14 protein-coding genes are annotated in these 15,014 nt (G+C 64.7%); 5 read left to right on the forward strand and 9 right to left on the reverse strand.

Going from position 1 to position 15,014, the window contains the following annotated elements; translation table 11 throughout:
• Positions 1 to 33 precede the first annotated feature (33 nt).
• The 3 genes from dkgB to ACTJK6_RS15115 are packed head-to-tail and all read right to left on the reverse strand — an operon-like array spanning position 34 to position 3,008.
• The gene (gene dkgB / locus ACTJK6_RS15105; RefSeq protein WP_440839488.1) at positions 34 to 840 is read right to left on the reverse strand and encodes a 2,5-didehydrogluconate reductase DkgB; all 807 of its coding nucleotides are present in this window, start codon (positions 838 to 840) and stop codon (positions 34 to 36) included.
• A gap of 24 nt (positions 841 to 864) precedes the next feature.
• Complete coding sequence (locus tag ACTJK6_RS15110) at positions 865 to 2,067, reverse strand: MFS transporter (RefSeq protein WP_440839489.1); 1,203 nt, start codon at positions 2,065 to 2,067, stop codon at positions 865 to 867.
• Positions 2,064 to 3,008 carry a TIGR03571 family LLM class oxidoreductase gene (locus ACTJK6_RS15115; RefSeq protein WP_440839490.1) on the reverse strand — a complete coding sequence of 315 codons (945 nt, stop codon included), beginning with the start codon at positions 3,006 to 3,008 and terminating at the stop codon, positions 2,064 to 2,066. Before ACTJK6_RS15115 ends, ACTJK6_RS15110 begins: the two co-directional genes overlap by 4 nt.
• 245 nt (positions 3,009 to 3,253) lie before the next feature.
• Between ACTJK6_RS15115 and ACTJK6_RS15120 the strand changes: the two genes are divergently transcribed.
• Positions 3,254 to 3,691, forward strand: a complete 438-nt coding sequence (locus tag ACTJK6_RS15120; protein WP_232040783.1) for a MarR family winged helix-turn-helix transcriptional regulator — start codon at positions 3,254 to 3,256, stop codon at positions 3,689 to 3,691.
• 4 nt (positions 3,692 to 3,695) lie between these two features.
• Entirely contained in the window at positions 3,696 to 5,513 is a 1,818-nt protein-coding gene (locus tag ACTJK6_RS15125; protein ID WP_440839491.1) for a chloride channel protein, read from the forward strand.
• A gap of 9 nt (positions 5,514 to 5,522) precedes the next feature.
• On the opposite strand, the gene ACTJK6_RS15130 is transcribed toward ACTJK6_RS15125, so the two are convergent.
• The gene (locus ACTJK6_RS15130; RefSeq protein WP_440839492.1) at positions 5,523 to 7,190 is read right to left on the reverse strand and encodes a diguanylate cyclase; all 1,668 of its coding nucleotides are present in this window, start codon (positions 7,188 to 7,190) and stop codon (positions 5,523 to 5,525) included.
• 1 nt (position 7,191) lies between these two features.
• Positions 7,192 to 8,193, reverse strand: a complete 1,002-nt coding sequence (locus ACTJK6_RS15135; protein WP_440839625.1) for an NAD-dependent epimerase/dehydratase family protein — start codon at positions 8,191 to 8,193, stop codon at positions 7,192 to 7,194.
• An 80-nt stretch (positions 8,194 to 8,273) separates the two neighbouring features.
• Between ACTJK6_RS15135 and ACTJK6_RS15140 the strand changes: the two genes are divergently transcribed.
• The 3 genes from ACTJK6_RS15140 to ACTJK6_RS15150 all read left to right on the forward strand — a co-directional run bounded on the left by ACTJK6_RS15140 (position 8,274) and on the right by ACTJK6_RS15150 (position 11,340).
• The gene (locus ACTJK6_RS15140) at positions 8,274 to 9,323 is read left to right on the forward strand and encodes a CDP-6-deoxy-delta-3,4-glucoseen reductase (RefSeq protein ID WP_316872969.1); all 1,050 of its coding nucleotides are present in this window, start codon (positions 8,274 to 8,276) and stop codon (positions 9,321 to 9,323) included.
• A gap of 271 nt (positions 9,324 to 9,594) precedes the next feature.
• Complete coding sequence (locus tag ACTJK6_RS15145; RefSeq protein WP_440839493.1) at positions 9,595 to 10,782, forward strand: acetylornithine transaminase; 1,188 nt, start codon at positions 9,595 to 9,597, stop codon at positions 10,780 to 10,782.
• An 81-nt stretch (positions 10,783 to 10,863) separates the two neighbouring features.
• Entirely contained in the window at positions 10,864 to 11,340 is a 477-nt protein-coding gene (locus ACTJK6_RS15150; protein WP_440839494.1) for a GNAT family N-acetyltransferase, read from the forward strand.
• 65 nt (positions 11,341 to 11,405) lie between these two features.
• Here ACTJK6_RS15150 and ACTJK6_RS15155 read toward each other — a convergent pair whose 3' ends face one another.
• From ACTJK6_RS15155 to ACTJK6_RS15170, 4 genes are read right to left on the reverse strand one after another with little or no spacing between them, the layout of a single operon-like run.
• Positions 11,406 to 12,122: an ABC transporter ATP-binding protein gene (locus tag ACTJK6_RS15155; protein ID WP_009241298.1), complete on the reverse strand. Its 717-nt coding sequence runs from the start codon at positions 12,120 to 12,122 to the stop codon at positions 11,406 to 11,408.
• Between the two features lie 16 nt (positions 12,123 to 12,138).
• Positions 12,139 to 12,915: an ABC transporter ATP-binding protein gene (locus ACTJK6_RS15160; RefSeq protein ID WP_004632013.1), complete on the reverse strand. Its 777-nt coding sequence runs from the start codon at positions 12,913 to 12,915 to the stop codon at positions 12,139 to 12,141.
• 13 nt (positions 12,916 to 12,928) lie between these two features.
• The gene (locus ACTJK6_RS15165) at positions 12,929 to 14,056 is read right to left on the reverse strand and encodes an ABC transporter permease subunit (protein ID WP_232040790.1); all 1,128 of its coding nucleotides are present in this window, start codon (positions 14,054 to 14,056) and stop codon (positions 12,929 to 12,931) included.
• 13 nt (positions 14,057 to 14,069) lie between these two features.
• Positions 14,070 to 15,005, reverse strand: a complete 936-nt coding sequence (locus tag ACTJK6_RS15170) for a branched-chain amino acid ABC transporter permease (RefSeq protein ID WP_232040791.1) — start codon at positions 15,003 to 15,005, stop codon at positions 14,070 to 14,072.
• Between the last annotated feature and the right edge of the window lie 9 nt (positions 15,006 to 15,014).

Consider the following 15,014-nt stretch of genomic DNA (forward strand, 5'->3'; position numbering starts at 1 on the left):
GCGGCTTTTTCTATTGTGCCGACGGCGCGGCGTTCAATCCCACGCCGGCGAAAGCCCCTCGGGTGACACCTCGCGGCCGTTGCGCTCAAGCGCGGCGATCTGCGCCATGTCGTCTGCCGTCAGTTGCAGCGCTTGTGCGCGCAGGTTGCTCGCAAGATTTTCACGCTTGGTCGACGACGGGATCACCGAATAGCCGAGCTGCATCGCCCAGGCCAGCGCGACCTGCGCCGGCGTTGCCTCGTGCCGCCGCGCAATCGCGCCGATCACCGGATCGCCCAGCACCTTGCCGTATGCGAGCGTCATGTACGACGTGACGTGAATGCCCTCGCGCTGCAGGAATTCAACGAGCTTGCGGTTCTGCAGATACGGGCTCAGCTCGATCTGGTTGGTGGCGATGGCGTCTTTGCCGACCGCCGCCATCGCCTGTTGCGTCAGCGCGATGTTGAAGTTCGAAACGCCGATCTCGCGCGTCAAACCCCGGGCCTTGGCGTCGGCCAGCGCGGTCATAAATTCTTCGAGCGACACGCCGTTGTTGGGCGCAGGCCAGTGGATGAGCGTGAGGTCGACGTAGTCGGTTCGCAGCTTGGCGAGGCTGTCTTCGAGGCTTGCCGCAAGCTTGCCCTTGGCGTAGTTGTCGACCCAGATCTTGGTGGTGAGGAAGAGGTCTTCGCGGCGCACGCCTGAGCCGACAATGGCCTCGCCCACGTCGGCTTCATTGCCGTAGATCTGGGCCGTGTCGATTGCGCGGTAGCCGAGTTCCAGGCCATTGCGAACCGAGTCGATGACAACCTGACCCTTCAGGCGAAACGTGCCAAGGCCAAAAGCGGGAATCTTGTTCATCTTGTGCTCCAAGGGGAAATCGAATCAGGGGTTCATGGCAAGGCGCGTCCTGCGCTGCACGACATGCAGCCCCACCAGCGCAAGGCCTGCCGCAGCAATCGCCGCGCCGACAATCGGCACCGCCGCATAGCCCAGGCCTGCAGAGATGGCCGCACCGCCCGCTGCCGCCCCCAGGGCGTTGCCGAGGTTGAAGGCACCCACATTGACCGACGAAGCGAGGCCCGGCGCTTCAGCCGCGGCGCGCATCACACGCATCTGCAACGGCGGCACAACCGCGAAGGTGGCAATGCCCCACACCAGCAGCGCGGCGGCCGCACCGACGTGTGTCTTGGCGAGCAGAGGAAACGCGAGCATCGTTACGATCAACAACAACAGAAAGCCGATCAGGCTGCCGTCGAGCGAGCGATCGGCCAGGCGGCCACCGGCAATGTTGCCGATCGAAAAACCGATGCCGATCAGCACCAGCATGGCCGTCACGAACGCCGGCGAGGCACCGGTCAACTGAGCGAGTGTCGGGGCGACGTACGTGTACAGCGTGAACATCGCGCCCGCACCGAGCACCGTGGTGGCAAGCGCGCCCAGCACGACGGGACGTGTCAGCACGGCCAGTTCGGCGCGCAGGTTGGGCATCTTGCCGGCATCGCCTTTCGGCAACGCGGTGAACAGGCCCACGATGGCGATCAGGCCCAGGCTTGCCGTGGCGGCAAACGACATGCGCCAGCCGATCATCTGACCAAGCCACGTCGCGGCGGGCACGCCACCGACGTTGGCGATCGTCAGGCCCATGAACATCGTCGCCACGGCGCTGGCCTGCTTCTCACGCGGCACGAGGCTGGCGGCAACCACGGAACCCAGCCCGAAGAACGCGCCGTGGTTGAGGCTGGTGACGAGCCGCGCGAGCAGCAGCGTCGTGTAATCGGGCGCGACGGCCGACAGCAGGTTGCCGATGGTGAAGATGCTCATCAGCGCGATCAGCGCCTTGCGTCGCGGCCAGCGTGCGAGCAACAGCGTCATGATCGGCGCACCGACCATCACGCCGATCGCATACGCGCTGATCAACATGCCGGCCTGGGGAATCGATACATGCACGCCGTCGGCAATCACGGGCAGCAAGCCCATCGGCGAGAACTCGGTGGTGCCAATACCGAAGGCGCCAGCGGCAAGCGCGAGCAGCGGCAGCGTCGCGCTGCTGCGCGTGGGCTCGGCAGAAGTGGGGGTGGGGTTCATGCGGTGTACTCCAAAGCAGAGGAATGGAAAGCGGGCAGAACCTCTGCCGCGATTTCCGCAAACGTTTCAGCAAGCGGGCGACGATTTCGGCGGAAGTGCAGCCCGATATGCTGCACACCGGCTTCGCGCATCGCCGCCAATTCTTCGGACAGTGCAATGCGCCCGGCACGTGCGCCAAAGCGATGACGTTGCAGCGGTTCGTGCGGGTCTTCGGCCAGATCGAGGTGGATGAAGCTCATGTAGGGCTTGTCGCCCGCAACGGCACGCCATGCGGCGGCGCGTTGCGCGTGATCGGCCGGCGCGCCCGGGTAGGCAAGGCAACCGTCCATGTGGGTGCCGATCCACGCTGGCGTCTGTTGCGCCAGGCCGGCCACCAGCAGCGGAAGCGGCGTGCGCATGGCCGGCAGAATCTCCACCCCGGCGGGCAAGCTGCCGCGCGCCCCGTCACGCAATAGCGCGACCTGGTCGCGGAAGCTTGCACCGCGCGATTCGAAGTCGCGGCCGAACAGCGGATATTCGACGGGCCGGTCTCCGCTTGCCACGCCAAGCAGCAGACGACCGCCACTCAATTCCTGGATGGTCGTGGCCGATTTGAGCGTCAGCAGCGGCTCGCGCAGCGGCAGCACAACGGCCGCCGTGCCGAGCAGAATGTTGCGCGTGATGCCAGCCAGGTAGCCGAGGTACGAAAACGCTTCGAACACCTGCGCGGCATCGCCGAATGCGGGGTCATACACCGGCACATCGCGCACCCACAGGGCACGAAAGCCGAGCGAATCCGCGAGTTTGGCGAGGGTTGCGTGGTGTTCGATATCGGGCACACCGTGGCGGCGCCCGTCACGCAGGCGCTTGGCGTCGCCGGTGGCGGACCAATCGTTGTCCAGCGGCAGTTCAATGCCAATGCTGAAGCCGCCGTGGGTCAGTTTGTCGAGTGCGGGAGGCATGGTTGTGATCGGGTCAAAAGGCGCGCTGCGGGCGATGCATTCGCTATCAGCGCAAAGGGCATGGACCGCAGTGTGCGGGCTCCACCTTTGCAGAAAAACCCGCCCGTCAACGAAACAGTCTTGATTGGCAATCAACAATCCACGCAAGTCAGAACGCACTCCGGGTTGGCAATACAGCAACACGGCGGGCTTTCCCAAATATGTCACACCGTGATATATTCCGGCCCGAACCGTTTGATTCCGCCATGTCTACCCCCGCCCGACCTTTATCCAAGCAGGAGTTCGAGAGCCTCTCCGATTTCCGCTATCACCTGCGCCGCTTCCTGCGCGCGTCTGAAGATCTGATCCACGCCAAGGGCATCACGCCGCTGCAGTATCAGTTGCTGCTGCACGTGAAAGGCTATGCCGGGCGCGAATGGGCCACCGTCGGCGAGCTGGCCGAGCGCCTGCAGGCCGCGCCGCATGGCACGGCGGCACTCATCACGCGCTGCGAAGAAGCGGGCCTGGTCGAACGCCGTCAGAGCGATACCGACGCGCGCCAGGTGGAAGTCCACCTTTCCCGCAAGGGTGATCACCTCGTCGCGCTGCTGGCCGGGCTGCATCAGAGCGAGCTGTCGGCCTTCAGCCGTGCTTTCAAGATCCCCCACCTTGATCACCCTGCCGAACCCTCCGCCGAGCAGTAACCTCATGCAAACCCTTGAACACCACCAGCACCGGCGCGACTTTGCGACCGACACCACGCTGTTCCGCACCACTGCGCTGGCGGTCGTCATCGCCGCGTTTGCCACGCTGGCCGCCGTGGTGCTGCTCAACCTGATCCGCTTCTTCACCAACCTGTTCTTTTTCCAGACGCTGTCGCTGGCCGACCGCTCGCCGGCCACCAACACGCTCGGCGCATGGGTGATTGCGGTACCGCTCATCGGCGGGCTGATCGTCGGGTTGATGGCGCGTTTTGGCTCGGAAAAGATTCGCGGCCACGGCATTCCCGAGGCCATCGAGGCCATCCTGTTCGGCAAGAGCAAGATGTCGCCCAAGGTGGCGGTGCTCAAGCCCGTGTCGTCGGGCATCGTGATCGGCAGCGGCGGCCCGTTTGGCGCGGAAGGCCCGATCATCATGACGGGCGGCGCGATCGGCTCGCTGTTCGCGCAGTTCTTCAAGCTGACGGCCGCCGAGCGCAAGACGCTGCTAGTGGCCGGTGCCACGGCGGGCATGACGGCCGTGTTCGGCACGCCCGTGGCCGCGCTGCTGCTGGCGGTGGAACTGCTGCTGTTCGAATGGCGCCCGCGCAGCATGCTGCCCGTGGCGGTGGCGTGCGCCGTGGCGGGCTTTCTGCGTGTGCTGGTGCTGGAGCCCGGCCCCCTCTTCCCGCTGGAAACCGCACCGGCAACGCTGCCTGCGTTGGGCTCGTGCGTGGTCGCGGGGTTGCTGTGCGGCGCGCTGGCACGCTCGCTGTCGATGGCGCTGTACAAGACCGAAGACCTGTTCGGCCGCCTGCCCATCCACTGGATGTGGTGGCCGGCCATCGGTGGCCTGGTGGTTGGCATTGGCGGCTACTTCGAGCCGCGCGCGCTGGGTGTCGGCTACGACGTCATCGGCGATCTGCTGCACAACCATCTCGCCATCCGCGTGGCACTGGCGCTGCTGGTGGTCAAGGCCATCATCTGGGTGATCGCGCTGGGCTCCGGCACGTCGGGCGGCGTGCTCGCCCCGCTGCTGATGATGGGCGCGGGTCTTGGTGTGCTGATCGGGCCCGTGCTGCCGGGTGGTGACCCAGGCCTGTGGCCGCTGGTATGCATGGCCGCCATGCTGGCCGGCGTGCTGGGTGCCCCGCTCACCGCCATCGTCTTCGCCTTCGGGCTGACACACGATGTGAACGCGCTGCTGCCGATTCTGCTGGCGGTGGCGGTGTCCTACGGCTTTGTCGTGCTGACCATGCCGCGCTCGATCATGACCGAGAAGATCGCGCGCCGCGGCTTCCACATCTATCGCGAATACGCTGTCGACCCGCTTGAGCGCCACGCCGTGGATGAAGTCATGACGCGTTCGGTGCAGACCATCGACGCACACGCCACACTGGCCGATACACTCGCCAACCGCTTTGGGCCCAAGCAGGCGCACCGCGCGTTTCCGGTCGTGCAAGGTGGGACGAATGGCAGGCTGATCGGCATGCTTGACCGCGATGCGCTGCTGGCGGGCCAGAAGCGCGGCGCCGTCACCGTTGCCGAATTGTTTGGTGCGAATGCTCCCGTGATGGCATTGCCAGGCGAGACCTGCCGCATCGTCGCCACGCGCCTGGCAGTGCATGGGTTGGAGCGGCTGCCGGTGGTGGCCGATTCGCAATCGCGCGCGCTGGTGGGCATTGTCTCGCGCAGCGATCTGGTCAAACCCTCCCTGGCGTTCTTTGATGAGGAGCAGCGCCGCGAGCGCTTCCGCCGTGTGCCGCTGTCAGGCACGCGCACGCAGCTCGAACTTCGCCGCCGCCGCGCTGGCCGCGTCGCGCGCTAGTCGCCAGTTTCAGCCGGCGACGTGCCGGTTGCGCCCGCTTTCCTTGGCGCGATACAGCGCCAGGTCGGCGCGCTTGAGCATCTCCGACGCTGTATCGCCCGGGCGGCAGACCGTCATGCCCATGCTGACGGTCATCGACAGTCCGGTCGGGAAACTCTCGTCCGTCTCGGCCACTGCCGTACGCAGGCGCTCCGCCACCTCGGTGGCCGTCTCCAATGTGGTGCGGCCCATCACCATGGCGAATTCCTCGCCGCCCAGACGCCCGACCAGATCACTGCTGCGCAGCACGCCCGTGGCAAGCGACGCAAAGCGCTGCAGCGCCATGTCGCCCACAGCGTGGCCCCATGTGTCGTTGATGCGCTTGAAGTGATCCAGATCGGCCAGCACAAGCACGAGCGGTTCGCCGCGATTGTGGGCACGTGCGAGCACCGTATCGAACAGCGCCAGGAAGCGACGCCGCGTCAGCACACCCGTGAGATGGTCGAAATGCGCCTCGTTGGCGAGCGCGCTGTTGGAGCGCTGCAGCCGCTGGTTCAGATGGCGCGTCAAGCGGTGATGCTGCCGCTCGCGCACCAGAGACCACGCCACCAGCACGAACGTCACCAGCACGCTTACAAACAGCACGAAGCCGATCGCGCGGTTGCGCGCATGATTGGCGATCTGCTGGCCCCACGCAGGCAGCGGCTCGGCCACGACGACGGTGAGGTCCGCACTGGCATTGCGAGACACGGTGAGCGATGGCATCGCACTGCCCTCGCGCCAAGCCAGCGTATCCCGCACCTCGGCCGGCACCCAGCTGGGCACGTCGTGATGCGCCTTTGCCGTGGGCTGATAGGGCCACGGTTCGAAGTCGACGCGCTGGTAGGCGTTGTACCGGTCGCTGGCGCCCATGCGCTGCAGGCGCGCATCCGGCAGGATCTTGCCCACCAGCGACGCGTCAGTCGACAAAATGATCAGCCCGTTCGGATCGGTCACCAGCGACGTCGGGTGCGACACCCAGTGCTGCAGCCTCGCGAGGCTCACCTTGGTGCCCATCGCCGCGACCAGGTATCCACCAGCGTCATACACCGGCGCAGCGAAGAACAAGCCCGGCACGCCCGTCACCCGGCCAATCGTGAACTGTTCGCCGAGGCCGCCCAGCATCGCCTCCTTCATGTACGGCTGCATGCTCGACTGCACGCCAACGAACGAATCGGCATGACCGGCGTTATTGGCCAGCACCACGTAATTGTGTTGGTTGACGACCCAGACGTAGTCGAGCCCGAGATTGCCGGCGGTCGTGTTCAGGAATGCGTCGATATCGGCCACTTCCGGGTGCGACATCGCCTCTTGGGCACGCGAGCCCTGGTCCATCAGGTTCCAGCGCCGGGTGTCGACGCGCGCTACGGCACGCGGGATGGCATCGATCTGCGCGAGCGTCTGCGGCAGCGCCCGCAGCAAGGCCACGTCGGCCGTGATCTGGCTCGACATACCTTCCGCTACCTGCGCGGCCAGCTGGCGGCGCGCATCGATCATCTGCTGCATGTCGCGCGCGCTCATCGAATCCGCCACGAAGCTGGCGGCAAACCAGGAGGCACCTACGCCCACCGCCACTGCCGACAGCCAAAGCGCCAACCGCACAACGCGCAGCCGGGTGCCGTGCGATGGCGTTGCAGGGGCAGGCGCAGGCGCCTTCATGTCAGGCCTCGCTGCTCAGGAAATCCGCCACCGTCGGGTAGCGCAGCGCCATACGCAACTCCCGCCCGAGCCGCGTGTTGCGCAACCGGCGCGATTCGCTCATGAACGACAGCAGCGCGGGCTCGATCTGCTGTACGGCTTCCGCTCGCGAAATGCGCGGCGGCCGCTGCAAGCCGCGCGCGTCGGCCACGGCGTCAAAGTAATCGCCCATGCGCAGCTCCGATGCGTCAGTGGCATGCACAACGCGCTGCGGTTTCCCGCGGAACAGCGCGGCAACGACGGCGCGCGCCAGGTCGTCGGCATGGATGTGGTTGGTGTAGACGTCGTCCTCGGCGCGCAAGGCGGGCGTGCCGCGTTCGAGCCGCGCGACGGGCAGCCGGTCCGCCGCGTAGATGCCGGGAATGCGCAAGATCGACGTGCGCCAACCGCCGCCCGCACCGAACCAGCGCACACGGCGCTCTGCGGCGACGCGGCGCTGGGCACGCGCCGTGGTTGGCTTCACCGGCCGAGATTCGTCGACCCAGGCGCCGCCCGCATCGCCGTAGACGCCACTGGTGCTGGCATACACGAACGCACGCGCTTGGAGGGGAGTTTTCAAGCGGCCAGTGAGGCCACGCGGCCTGCGTGCCCGCTCGGGTAAAATGCGAGGTTTTGTAGCTGGGGAAACCGGGGCTGGCTGCGCCAGCACGTGCAGTAGCGCGGCAGTACGCGGATCATCGTTGCCCGCAGCGGGGGGCGGTGCCAGATGCAGCACGCGGGCGCTTAACCCTCGCAGGCGGCGCAACGACGCGGGATCGTCCAGATTGGCGACAATCGGCACGGCACCGGCTTCGCGCAACGGAGCGCAACCTTCAAGGCGTGAGGTGACGGCAAAGACGCGAAAACGCGTGCGGAGCGTCGCCAGGCAGCGTTGCCCAACATCGCCGCAGCCGACGATCAGCACGCGGGGACGGCGCAAGCGCAGCGGAGATTTGGATGGCCGAGCGGCTGACTGATTCACCATCGGACGTGCTGCCGGATTGACCATCATTGCATGCCCAGATGGGCGACCAGACACACTTTTCAACATATTTGGATTGTAGTATGGCTTACCAGATCAACGTGCTGCCCAGCGGCCGCCAATTCCAGGCCGAAGACGGCGAGACCATCCTTGCAGCCGCGCTGCGCCAGGGCATCGGCCTGCCGTACGGCTGCAAGAACGGCGCGTGCGGCTCGTGCAAGGGCCTCGTGCGCGAGGGCTCGATCGTCCAGGGCAACCACTCGCCCAACGCGCTGAGCGCCCAGGAGGCCACCGAAGGCCGCGCGCTGTTCTGCTGCGCCACGCCTGCCACGGACGTCACCATCGAAGTGCGCGAAGTGCACGGCGCGGGCGATGTCCCCATCAAGAAGATCCCATGCCGCGTCGCGTCGCTGGAAAAGGCCGCGCCGGACGTCACCATCGTCAAGCTGCAACTGCCTGCCACCGAGCGTATGCAATTTCTGGCCGGACAGTACGTGGAATTCCTCCTGCGCGACGGCAAGCGCCGCAGCTACTCGATCGCCAACCCGCCGCACGACGACGGTCCGATCGAGCTGCACATCCGCCACATGCCGGGCGGCGCCTTTACCGACTACGTGTTCGGCGCCAAGGAAGGCGCCCCGGCCATGAAGGAGCGTGACATCCTGCGCTTCGAGGGGCCGCTCGGCAGCTTCTTCCTGCGTGAAGAATCCGACAAGCCGATCATCCTGCTGGCCTCGGGCACCGGCTTTGCGCCCATCAAGGCGATCATCGAGCACGCCCAGTTCATCGGCAGCACGCGCCCGATGACGCTGTACTGGGGCGGCCGTCGCCCGCAAGACCTGTACATGCACGCCAAGGCCGAAGAATGGGCGCGCACGCTGCCGAACTTCACCTACGTGCCGGTCGTCTCCAACGCCCTGCCCGAAGACGCCTGGACAGGCCGTACCGGCTTCGTTCACCAAGCGGTGATGGCCGATCACCCCGACCTGTCGGGCCACGAGGTCTACGCCTGCGGCGCGCCGGTGGTGATCAACTCCGCCCGCACGGACTTCGCTGCCCAGTGCGGGATGCACCCTGATGCGTTCTTCGCCGACTCGTTCACTTCCGAGGCGGACCTGCATCCGGCTGGGTGATCGTTGCGCGAATCCATACAGCGTCAAATTTCATTTTGACTTGACTTGGCATCCGTCTTATTCTTGCGCCTTATGAACCCAGCCCTGCACCTCCGACGCCGCCGTACGTTGCTCCCTCCGGGAAGCCACGCGGCTGTCTGCTGATTGCATATCGGGTTCACAGGATTCGACGATCACAAGGCCACGGGGCAACCCCCGTGGCCTTTGTCTTTTTCCAACTCGCGTTTTTTCGGTTTTTCATCTTCCTGCCGCCTTTTTCTGGAGCTTTGCCATGGCGTTTGCTGACTACCCCGTCCAGTCCCTGATGTACATCACCAACCGGCCCGAGATCGTCTTCACCGAAGGCAAGGGCTCTTGGCTGACGGACCACAACGGCAAGCGATACCTGGACTTCGTGCAAGGCTGGGCCGTCAACTGCCTCGGCCACTCCAACGACGGCATGATCGAAGCGCTGAACGCGCAGGCCAGGAAGCTGATCAACCCGAGCCCGGCGTTCTACAACGAGCCGATGGCCAAGCTGGCCGGCCTGCTGACCGCGCACAGCTGTTTCGACAAGGTGTTCTTCGCCAACAGCGGCGCCGAAGCCAACGAAGGCGCCATCAAGCTCGCCCGCAAGTGGGGCAAGAAGCATAAGAACGGCGCCTTCCAGATCATCACGTTCGACCACAGCTTCCACGGCCGCACGCTCGCAACCATGAGCGCATCCGGCAAGGCCGGCTGGGACACCATCTTCGCGCCGCAGGTGCCGGGCTTCCCGAAGGCCATCCTGAACGACATTGCCTCGGTGGAAGCGCTCATCACCGACGAGACTGTCGGCGTGATGCTGGAGCCGGTGCAAGGCGAAGGCGGCGTGCTGCCCGCCACGCCGGAATTCATGCAGCAACTGCGCGCGCTGACCAAGAAGCACAAGATCCTGTTGATCGTTGATGAAGTGCAGGCCGGTTGCGGCCGCTGCGGCACGCTCTTCGCCTATCAGCTCTCGAACATCGAGCCGGACATCATGACGCTCGGCAAGGGCATCGGCGGCGGCGTGCCGCTCTCGGCCCTGCTGTGCACGGATGAAGTTGCCAGCTTCGAGGCCGGCGACCAGGGCGGCACGTACAACGGCAACCCGCTGATGACGGCCGTGGGCTGCTCGGTGATCGAGCAACTCCTGGCCCCGGGCTTCCTGGACGGCGTGCAAGAACGCGGCGCCTATCTGCGCACCCAACTGCTCAAGCTGAGCGAAGAGTTTGGCCTGGCTGGCGAACGCGGTAACGGCCTGCTGCGCGCCCTGCTGCTCGGCAAGGACATCGGCGGCCAACTTGTGGAAGCCGCTCGCGAGATGAACCCGACCGGCCTGCTGCTGAATGCCCCGCGCCCCAACATCCTGCGCTTCATGCCTGCGCTGAACGTGACGACAGAAGAGATCGACACGATGATCGGCATGCTGCGCACGCTGCTGAAAGCACACGCCTAAAGCGCATCGCATGACCTCGGGGGCGGCGCGCAATGCGTCGCCCTTCATCGCCCCATCGCTGCTCCCACTCTGAGGTTTGCCATGGCCGTGACGCGAGACGTTCCGGCCACGGGGATCGTGTTGTCTGATGATTCCGCGTGGCTTCCGCTGGACGACATCTACGATTTTCTCTCGCAGGAAACGTACTGGGCCCGCGGCCTGCCGCGCGACGTATTCGAACGATCGCTCGCGAACTCGCTGTGCCTAGGCGCGTATCGACAAGCCGACGATGGCTCGCATGGTGACCTTGTGGGTTTTGCGCGCGTCATCACCGATCGTGCGACATTCGCTTACCTGTGCGATGTGTTCGTGCTACCGGATTGGCGTGGGAAAGGCATCTCGCACGCGTTGATGGATTTCCTGCGCGAGCACCCTGACCTGCAGACCCTGCGCCGCACAGTGTTAGTGACAACGGGCGCCGATTGGCTTTATCGCAAGCATGGCTTTACCGATGTGCCCGAGGGCGTCGGCTTCATGCAATTGCATCGGCCGAACATCTATACGGCAGGATCTGCCTGAAACGTTGGCCATGCGCAAAGAAAAAGCCCCGCGATTGCGGGGCTTTCTCATGGCGCTGATGGTGCTTATTCGCCCAGGTAGGCGGCGCGCACCTTCGGATCGTCGAGCATCTGCTTGGCATCGCCGCTCATGGTGATGAGACCGGAGTCCATCACGTAGCCGCGGTGCGCCGCCTGCAACGCCAGACGCGCGTTCTGCTCAACGAGCAGCACGGTCACGCCTTGCGCCGAGATGTCGCGCACGACCTCGAAGATCTTCTCCACCATGATCGGGGAGAGACCCATCGACGGCTCGTCCAGCAGCAGCAGCTTCGGTTGGCTCATCAGCGCACGCGCCATGGCCAGCATCTGCTGCTCGCCGCCCGACATCGTGCCGGCCAGCTGGTTTGCACGTTCCTTCAGGCGCGGGAAGATGCCGAACATGCGGTCGATGTCGGCCTTGATGTTGGCCTCGTCGTTGCGCGTGAAGGCACCCATCTGCAGGTTCTCGACGATGGTCATGCGCGCGAACACGCCGCGGCCTTCCGGCACCATCGCCAGGCCCTGCTTGAGCAGGTTGTAGCTCGGCACGCCCTTGATGGACTTGCCGAGATACTGCACGTCACCGCCGGCCCAGCCCTGCAGGCCGGTGATGGCCTTCATGGTGGTCGTCTTGCCGGCGCCGTTGGCACCGATCAGCGTGACCAGCTCACCTTCGCGAATCTCCAGATCCACGCCCTTGACCGCCTGGATGCCGCCGTACGCGACCTTCAGGCTGTCGATCTTCAACATTACTGGTTTCATATTCCGTTCCTCTGCGTCAGTGCGCTGACGCGCCGAGGTAGGCCTCGATCACGGCGGGGTTGCTCTGCACTTCCTGCGGCAGGCCTTGTGCGATCACCTTGCCGTAATCCAGCACGGTCAGGCGGTTACACAGGCCCATCACCAGCTTCACATCGTGCTCGATCAGCAGGATGGTCTTGCCGTCGGAACGGATCTTGTCGAGCAGGCCACGGAGCTCCACTTTTTCCGTGGCGTTCATGCCGGCAGCCGGCTCGTCCAGGGCCAGCAGCTTGGGCTGCGTGGCCAGGGCGCGTGCGATCTCCAGACGACGCTGGTGACCGTACGACAGGTTGCGCGCCGTGTAGTTGGCATACTTGCCGATGCCGACGTAGTCCAGCAGGTCGTGCGCCCAGTCTTCGATGGACTGCTCTTCTTCGCGTGCCGCCTTGGTGCGGAACACCGCGCCGATCAAGCCGGCCTTGGTCCGCACGTGGCGGCCGACCATGACGTTTTCCGCCGCAGTCATATCGCCGAACAGGCGGATGTTCTGGAACGTGCGCGCGATGCCGGCCTTGGCCACTTCGTGCACGGCGGTCGGCTGGTAAGGCGTGCCGCCCAGCACGAACTCGCCTGCGTCAGGCGTATATAAGCCCGTGATGACGTTGAAGAACGTGGTCTTGCCGGCGCCGTTCGGGCCGATCAAACCGTAGATTTCGCCTTCGCGAATTTCCAGGCTCACGTCGGACAGCGCTTGCAGGCCGCCGAAACGCTTCTGGACTCCTCGGATCGAGAGGAGGACGTTGTTGTTGCTCATGTGCGTGCCTCCATCAGATACGGGACAGTCCACCAGCCCGCTGCTTTTGCGGACGGTCTTCCTTGCGCGGCGAGGGCCACAGGCCCGCGGGGCGATACAGCATCACCACCACCATCGCCAGGCCGAACAGCAGCTGACGCAGCACTTCCGCTTCCACGATCACATGACCGAACAGCTTGTTCTGGAGCGGCTCAGCCAGGGCGCGCAGCAGTTCCTGGAAGCCCACCAGCAGAATGCCGCCCAGGATCACGCCCGGGATATGGCCCATGCCGCCCAGCACCACGATCGCCAGGATGTAGATCGACTCCCACAGCACGAACGATTCCGGCGACACGAAGCCCTGGAACGACGCGAACATCGCACCCGACACACCACCGAACGACGCACCCATCGCAAAGGCCAGCAGCTTGATGTTGCGGGTGTTGATGCCCATCGCCTTGGCGGCGATTTCATCTTCACGCAGCGCCACCCATGCACGACCGATACGCGAGTTCTGCAACCGCAGGCACACGATGATGATGATCGCGGCCAGGATCACGAACAGGTAGTAGTACATGTAGACCGAGTCGAAGCGGATGCCGAAGAAATCATGGCGCTTCGAGAAGTCGAACCCGAAGATCTTGACCGGCTCGATCAGGTTGATGCCCTTCGGACCGTTGGTGATGTTCACCGGGCGGTCGAGGTTGTTCATGAAGATCCGGATGATTTCACCAAAGCCCAGCGTCACGATGGCGAGGTAGTCACCGCGCAGCTTCAGCACCGGTGTGCCCAGCAGGATACCGAACAGCGCCGCCAACCCGGCACCCAGCGGGATCACCCACCAGACAATCAGGTGGAGCCCGTTGGGGAACATGTTGTGGATCCACTCGAACTGATTGGACAGGTGCGGCGAACCCAGCAATGCCATCATGTAGGCGCCCACCGCATAGAACGCGATGTAGCCCAGGTCAAGCAGGCCGGCAAAGCCCACCACGATGTTCAGGCCCAGGGCCAGCATGATGTACAGCAGCGCGAAGTCCAGCACGCGCACCCAGTAGTTGCCACCTGCGGCACCCACGATGAACGGCGCGAAGATCGCAAGGATCAGGAAGCCGTACAGCGCGGCGCGCGTCTTCATCGGCGCTTTGAAATTTTCTGTCATGGCGCTCCCCTTCTTATGCGCGGTCCGCAACGCGTTCGCCCATGATGCCGGACGGGCGGAACAGCAGCACGCCAATCAGCACGATGAATGCGAACACATCCTGGTAGTTCGAACCGAACACACCGCCAGTCAGATCACCGATATAACCGGCACCCAGTGCTTCGATCAGGCCCAGCAGCATGCCGCCAACCATGGCGCCCGCCAGGTTGCCGATGCCGCCCAGCACTGCGGCGGTAAACGCCTTCAGGCCGGGGATGAAGCCCATGTAGAAGTGGGCGTTGCCGTAGTTGGTCGCCATCATCACGCCAGCGACCGCAGCCATCGCAGCGCCGATCATGAACGTGGCGGAGATCACGAAGTTCGGGTTGACGCCCATCAGGCCTGCCACACGCTGGTTCTCGGCGGTAGCGCGCATGGCGCGGCCGAGCTTGGTGCGGTTAACCAGCAGGATCAGCCCAATCATCACCAGGATCGAGACCACGATGATGACGATCTCCTTGCCGGTGATGGTCGCCCCAGTCGAGCCGATATCGATCGGGCTCGAAGGCAAGAGCTCAGGGAAGCTCAACGGGTTGCGCGACCAGATCATCATCGCGAGCGTCTGCAGCACGATCGACACGCCGATGGCGGTGATCAGCGGCGCCAGGCGCGGCGCATTGCGCAGCGGCCGGTAAGCGACACGTTCGATGGTGTAGGCCACGATAGCGCAGACCGGCATTGCAAATAGCAGTGCAAACACCAGCGTGAGCCAGTTAGGCAGATTGGGGAAGTACTTTTGGAGGAAGTTGATGGCGGTCAGGGCAGACATTGCACCGACCATCAGAACATCGCCGTGGGCGAAGTTGATGATGCCGAGAATACCGTAGACCATGGTGTAGCCAAGTGCGATCAGCGCGTAAATGCTGCCGAGCACCAGACCGTTCACGATCTGCTGGATAAAGATATCCATGAGAACAGC

Origin of the sequence: Ralstonia sp. 22086 (genome assembly GCF_052045975.1) — a bacterium.
Classification (GTDB): Bacteria; Pseudomonadota; Gammaproteobacteria; order Burkholderiales; family Burkholderiaceae; genus Ralstonia; species Ralstonia wenshanensis.

What these genes read in the sequence shown, in the direction of transcription:
- ACTJK6_RS15170 (WP_232040791.1), bottom strand. Translation starts at nt 15,005, where the DNA reads ATGGATATCTTTATCCAGCAGATCGTGAACGGTCTGGTGCTCGGCAGC.
- ACTJK6_RS15120 (WP_232040783.1), top strand. Translation starts at nt 3,254, where the DNA reads ATGTCTACCCCCGCCCGACCTTTATCCAAGCAGGAGTTCGAGAGCCTC.
- ACTJK6_RS15140 (WP_316872969.1), top strand. Translation starts at nt 8,274, where the DNA reads ATGGCTTACCAGATCAACGTGCTGCCCAGCGGCCGCCAATTCCAGGCC.
- ACTJK6_RS15115 (WP_440839490.1), bottom strand. Translation starts at nt 3,008, where the DNA reads ATGCCTCCCGCACTCGACAAACTGACCCACGGCGGCTTCAGCATTGGC.
- ACTJK6_RS15110 (WP_440839489.1), bottom strand. Translation starts at nt 2,067, where the DNA reads ATGAACCCCACCCCCACTTCTGCCGAGCCCACGCGCAGCAGCGCGACG.
- ACTJK6_RS15125 (WP_440839491.1), top strand. Translation starts at nt 3,696, where the DNA reads ATGCAAACCCTTGAACACCACCAGCACCGGCGCGACTTTGCGACCGAC.
- ACTJK6_RS15150 (WP_440839494.1), top strand. Translation starts at nt 10,864, where the DNA reads ATGGCCGTGACGCGAGACGTTCCGGCCACGGGGATCGTGTTGTCTGAT.
- ACTJK6_RS15135 (WP_440839625.1), bottom strand. Translation starts at nt 8,193, where the DNA reads ATGGTGAATCAGTCAGCCGCTCGGCCATCCAAATCTCCGCTGCGCTTG.
- ACTJK6_RS15165 (WP_232040790.1), bottom strand. Translation starts at nt 14,056, where the DNA reads ATGACAGAAAATTTCAAAGCGCCGATGAAGACGCGCGCCGCGCTGTAC.
- dkgB (WP_440839488.1), bottom strand. Translation starts at nt 840, where the DNA reads ATGAACAAGATTCCCGCTTTTGGCCTTGGCACGTTTCGCCTGAAGGGT.
- ACTJK6_RS15130 (WP_440839492.1), bottom strand. Translation starts at nt 7,190, where the DNA reads ATGAAGGCGCCTGCGCCTGCCCCTGCAACGCCATCGCACGGCACCCGG.
- ACTJK6_RS15160 (WP_004632013.1), bottom strand. Translation starts at nt 12,915, where the DNA reads ATGAGCAACAACAACGTCCTCCTCTCGATCCGAGGAGTCCAGAAGCGT.
- ACTJK6_RS15155 (WP_009241298.1), bottom strand. Translation starts at nt 12,122, where the DNA reads ATGAAACCAGTAATGTTGAAGATCGACAGCCTGAAGGTCGCGTACGGC.
- ACTJK6_RS15145 (WP_440839493.1), top strand. Translation starts at nt 9,595, where the DNA reads ATGGCGTTTGCTGACTACCCCGTCCAGTCCCTGATGTACATCACCAAC.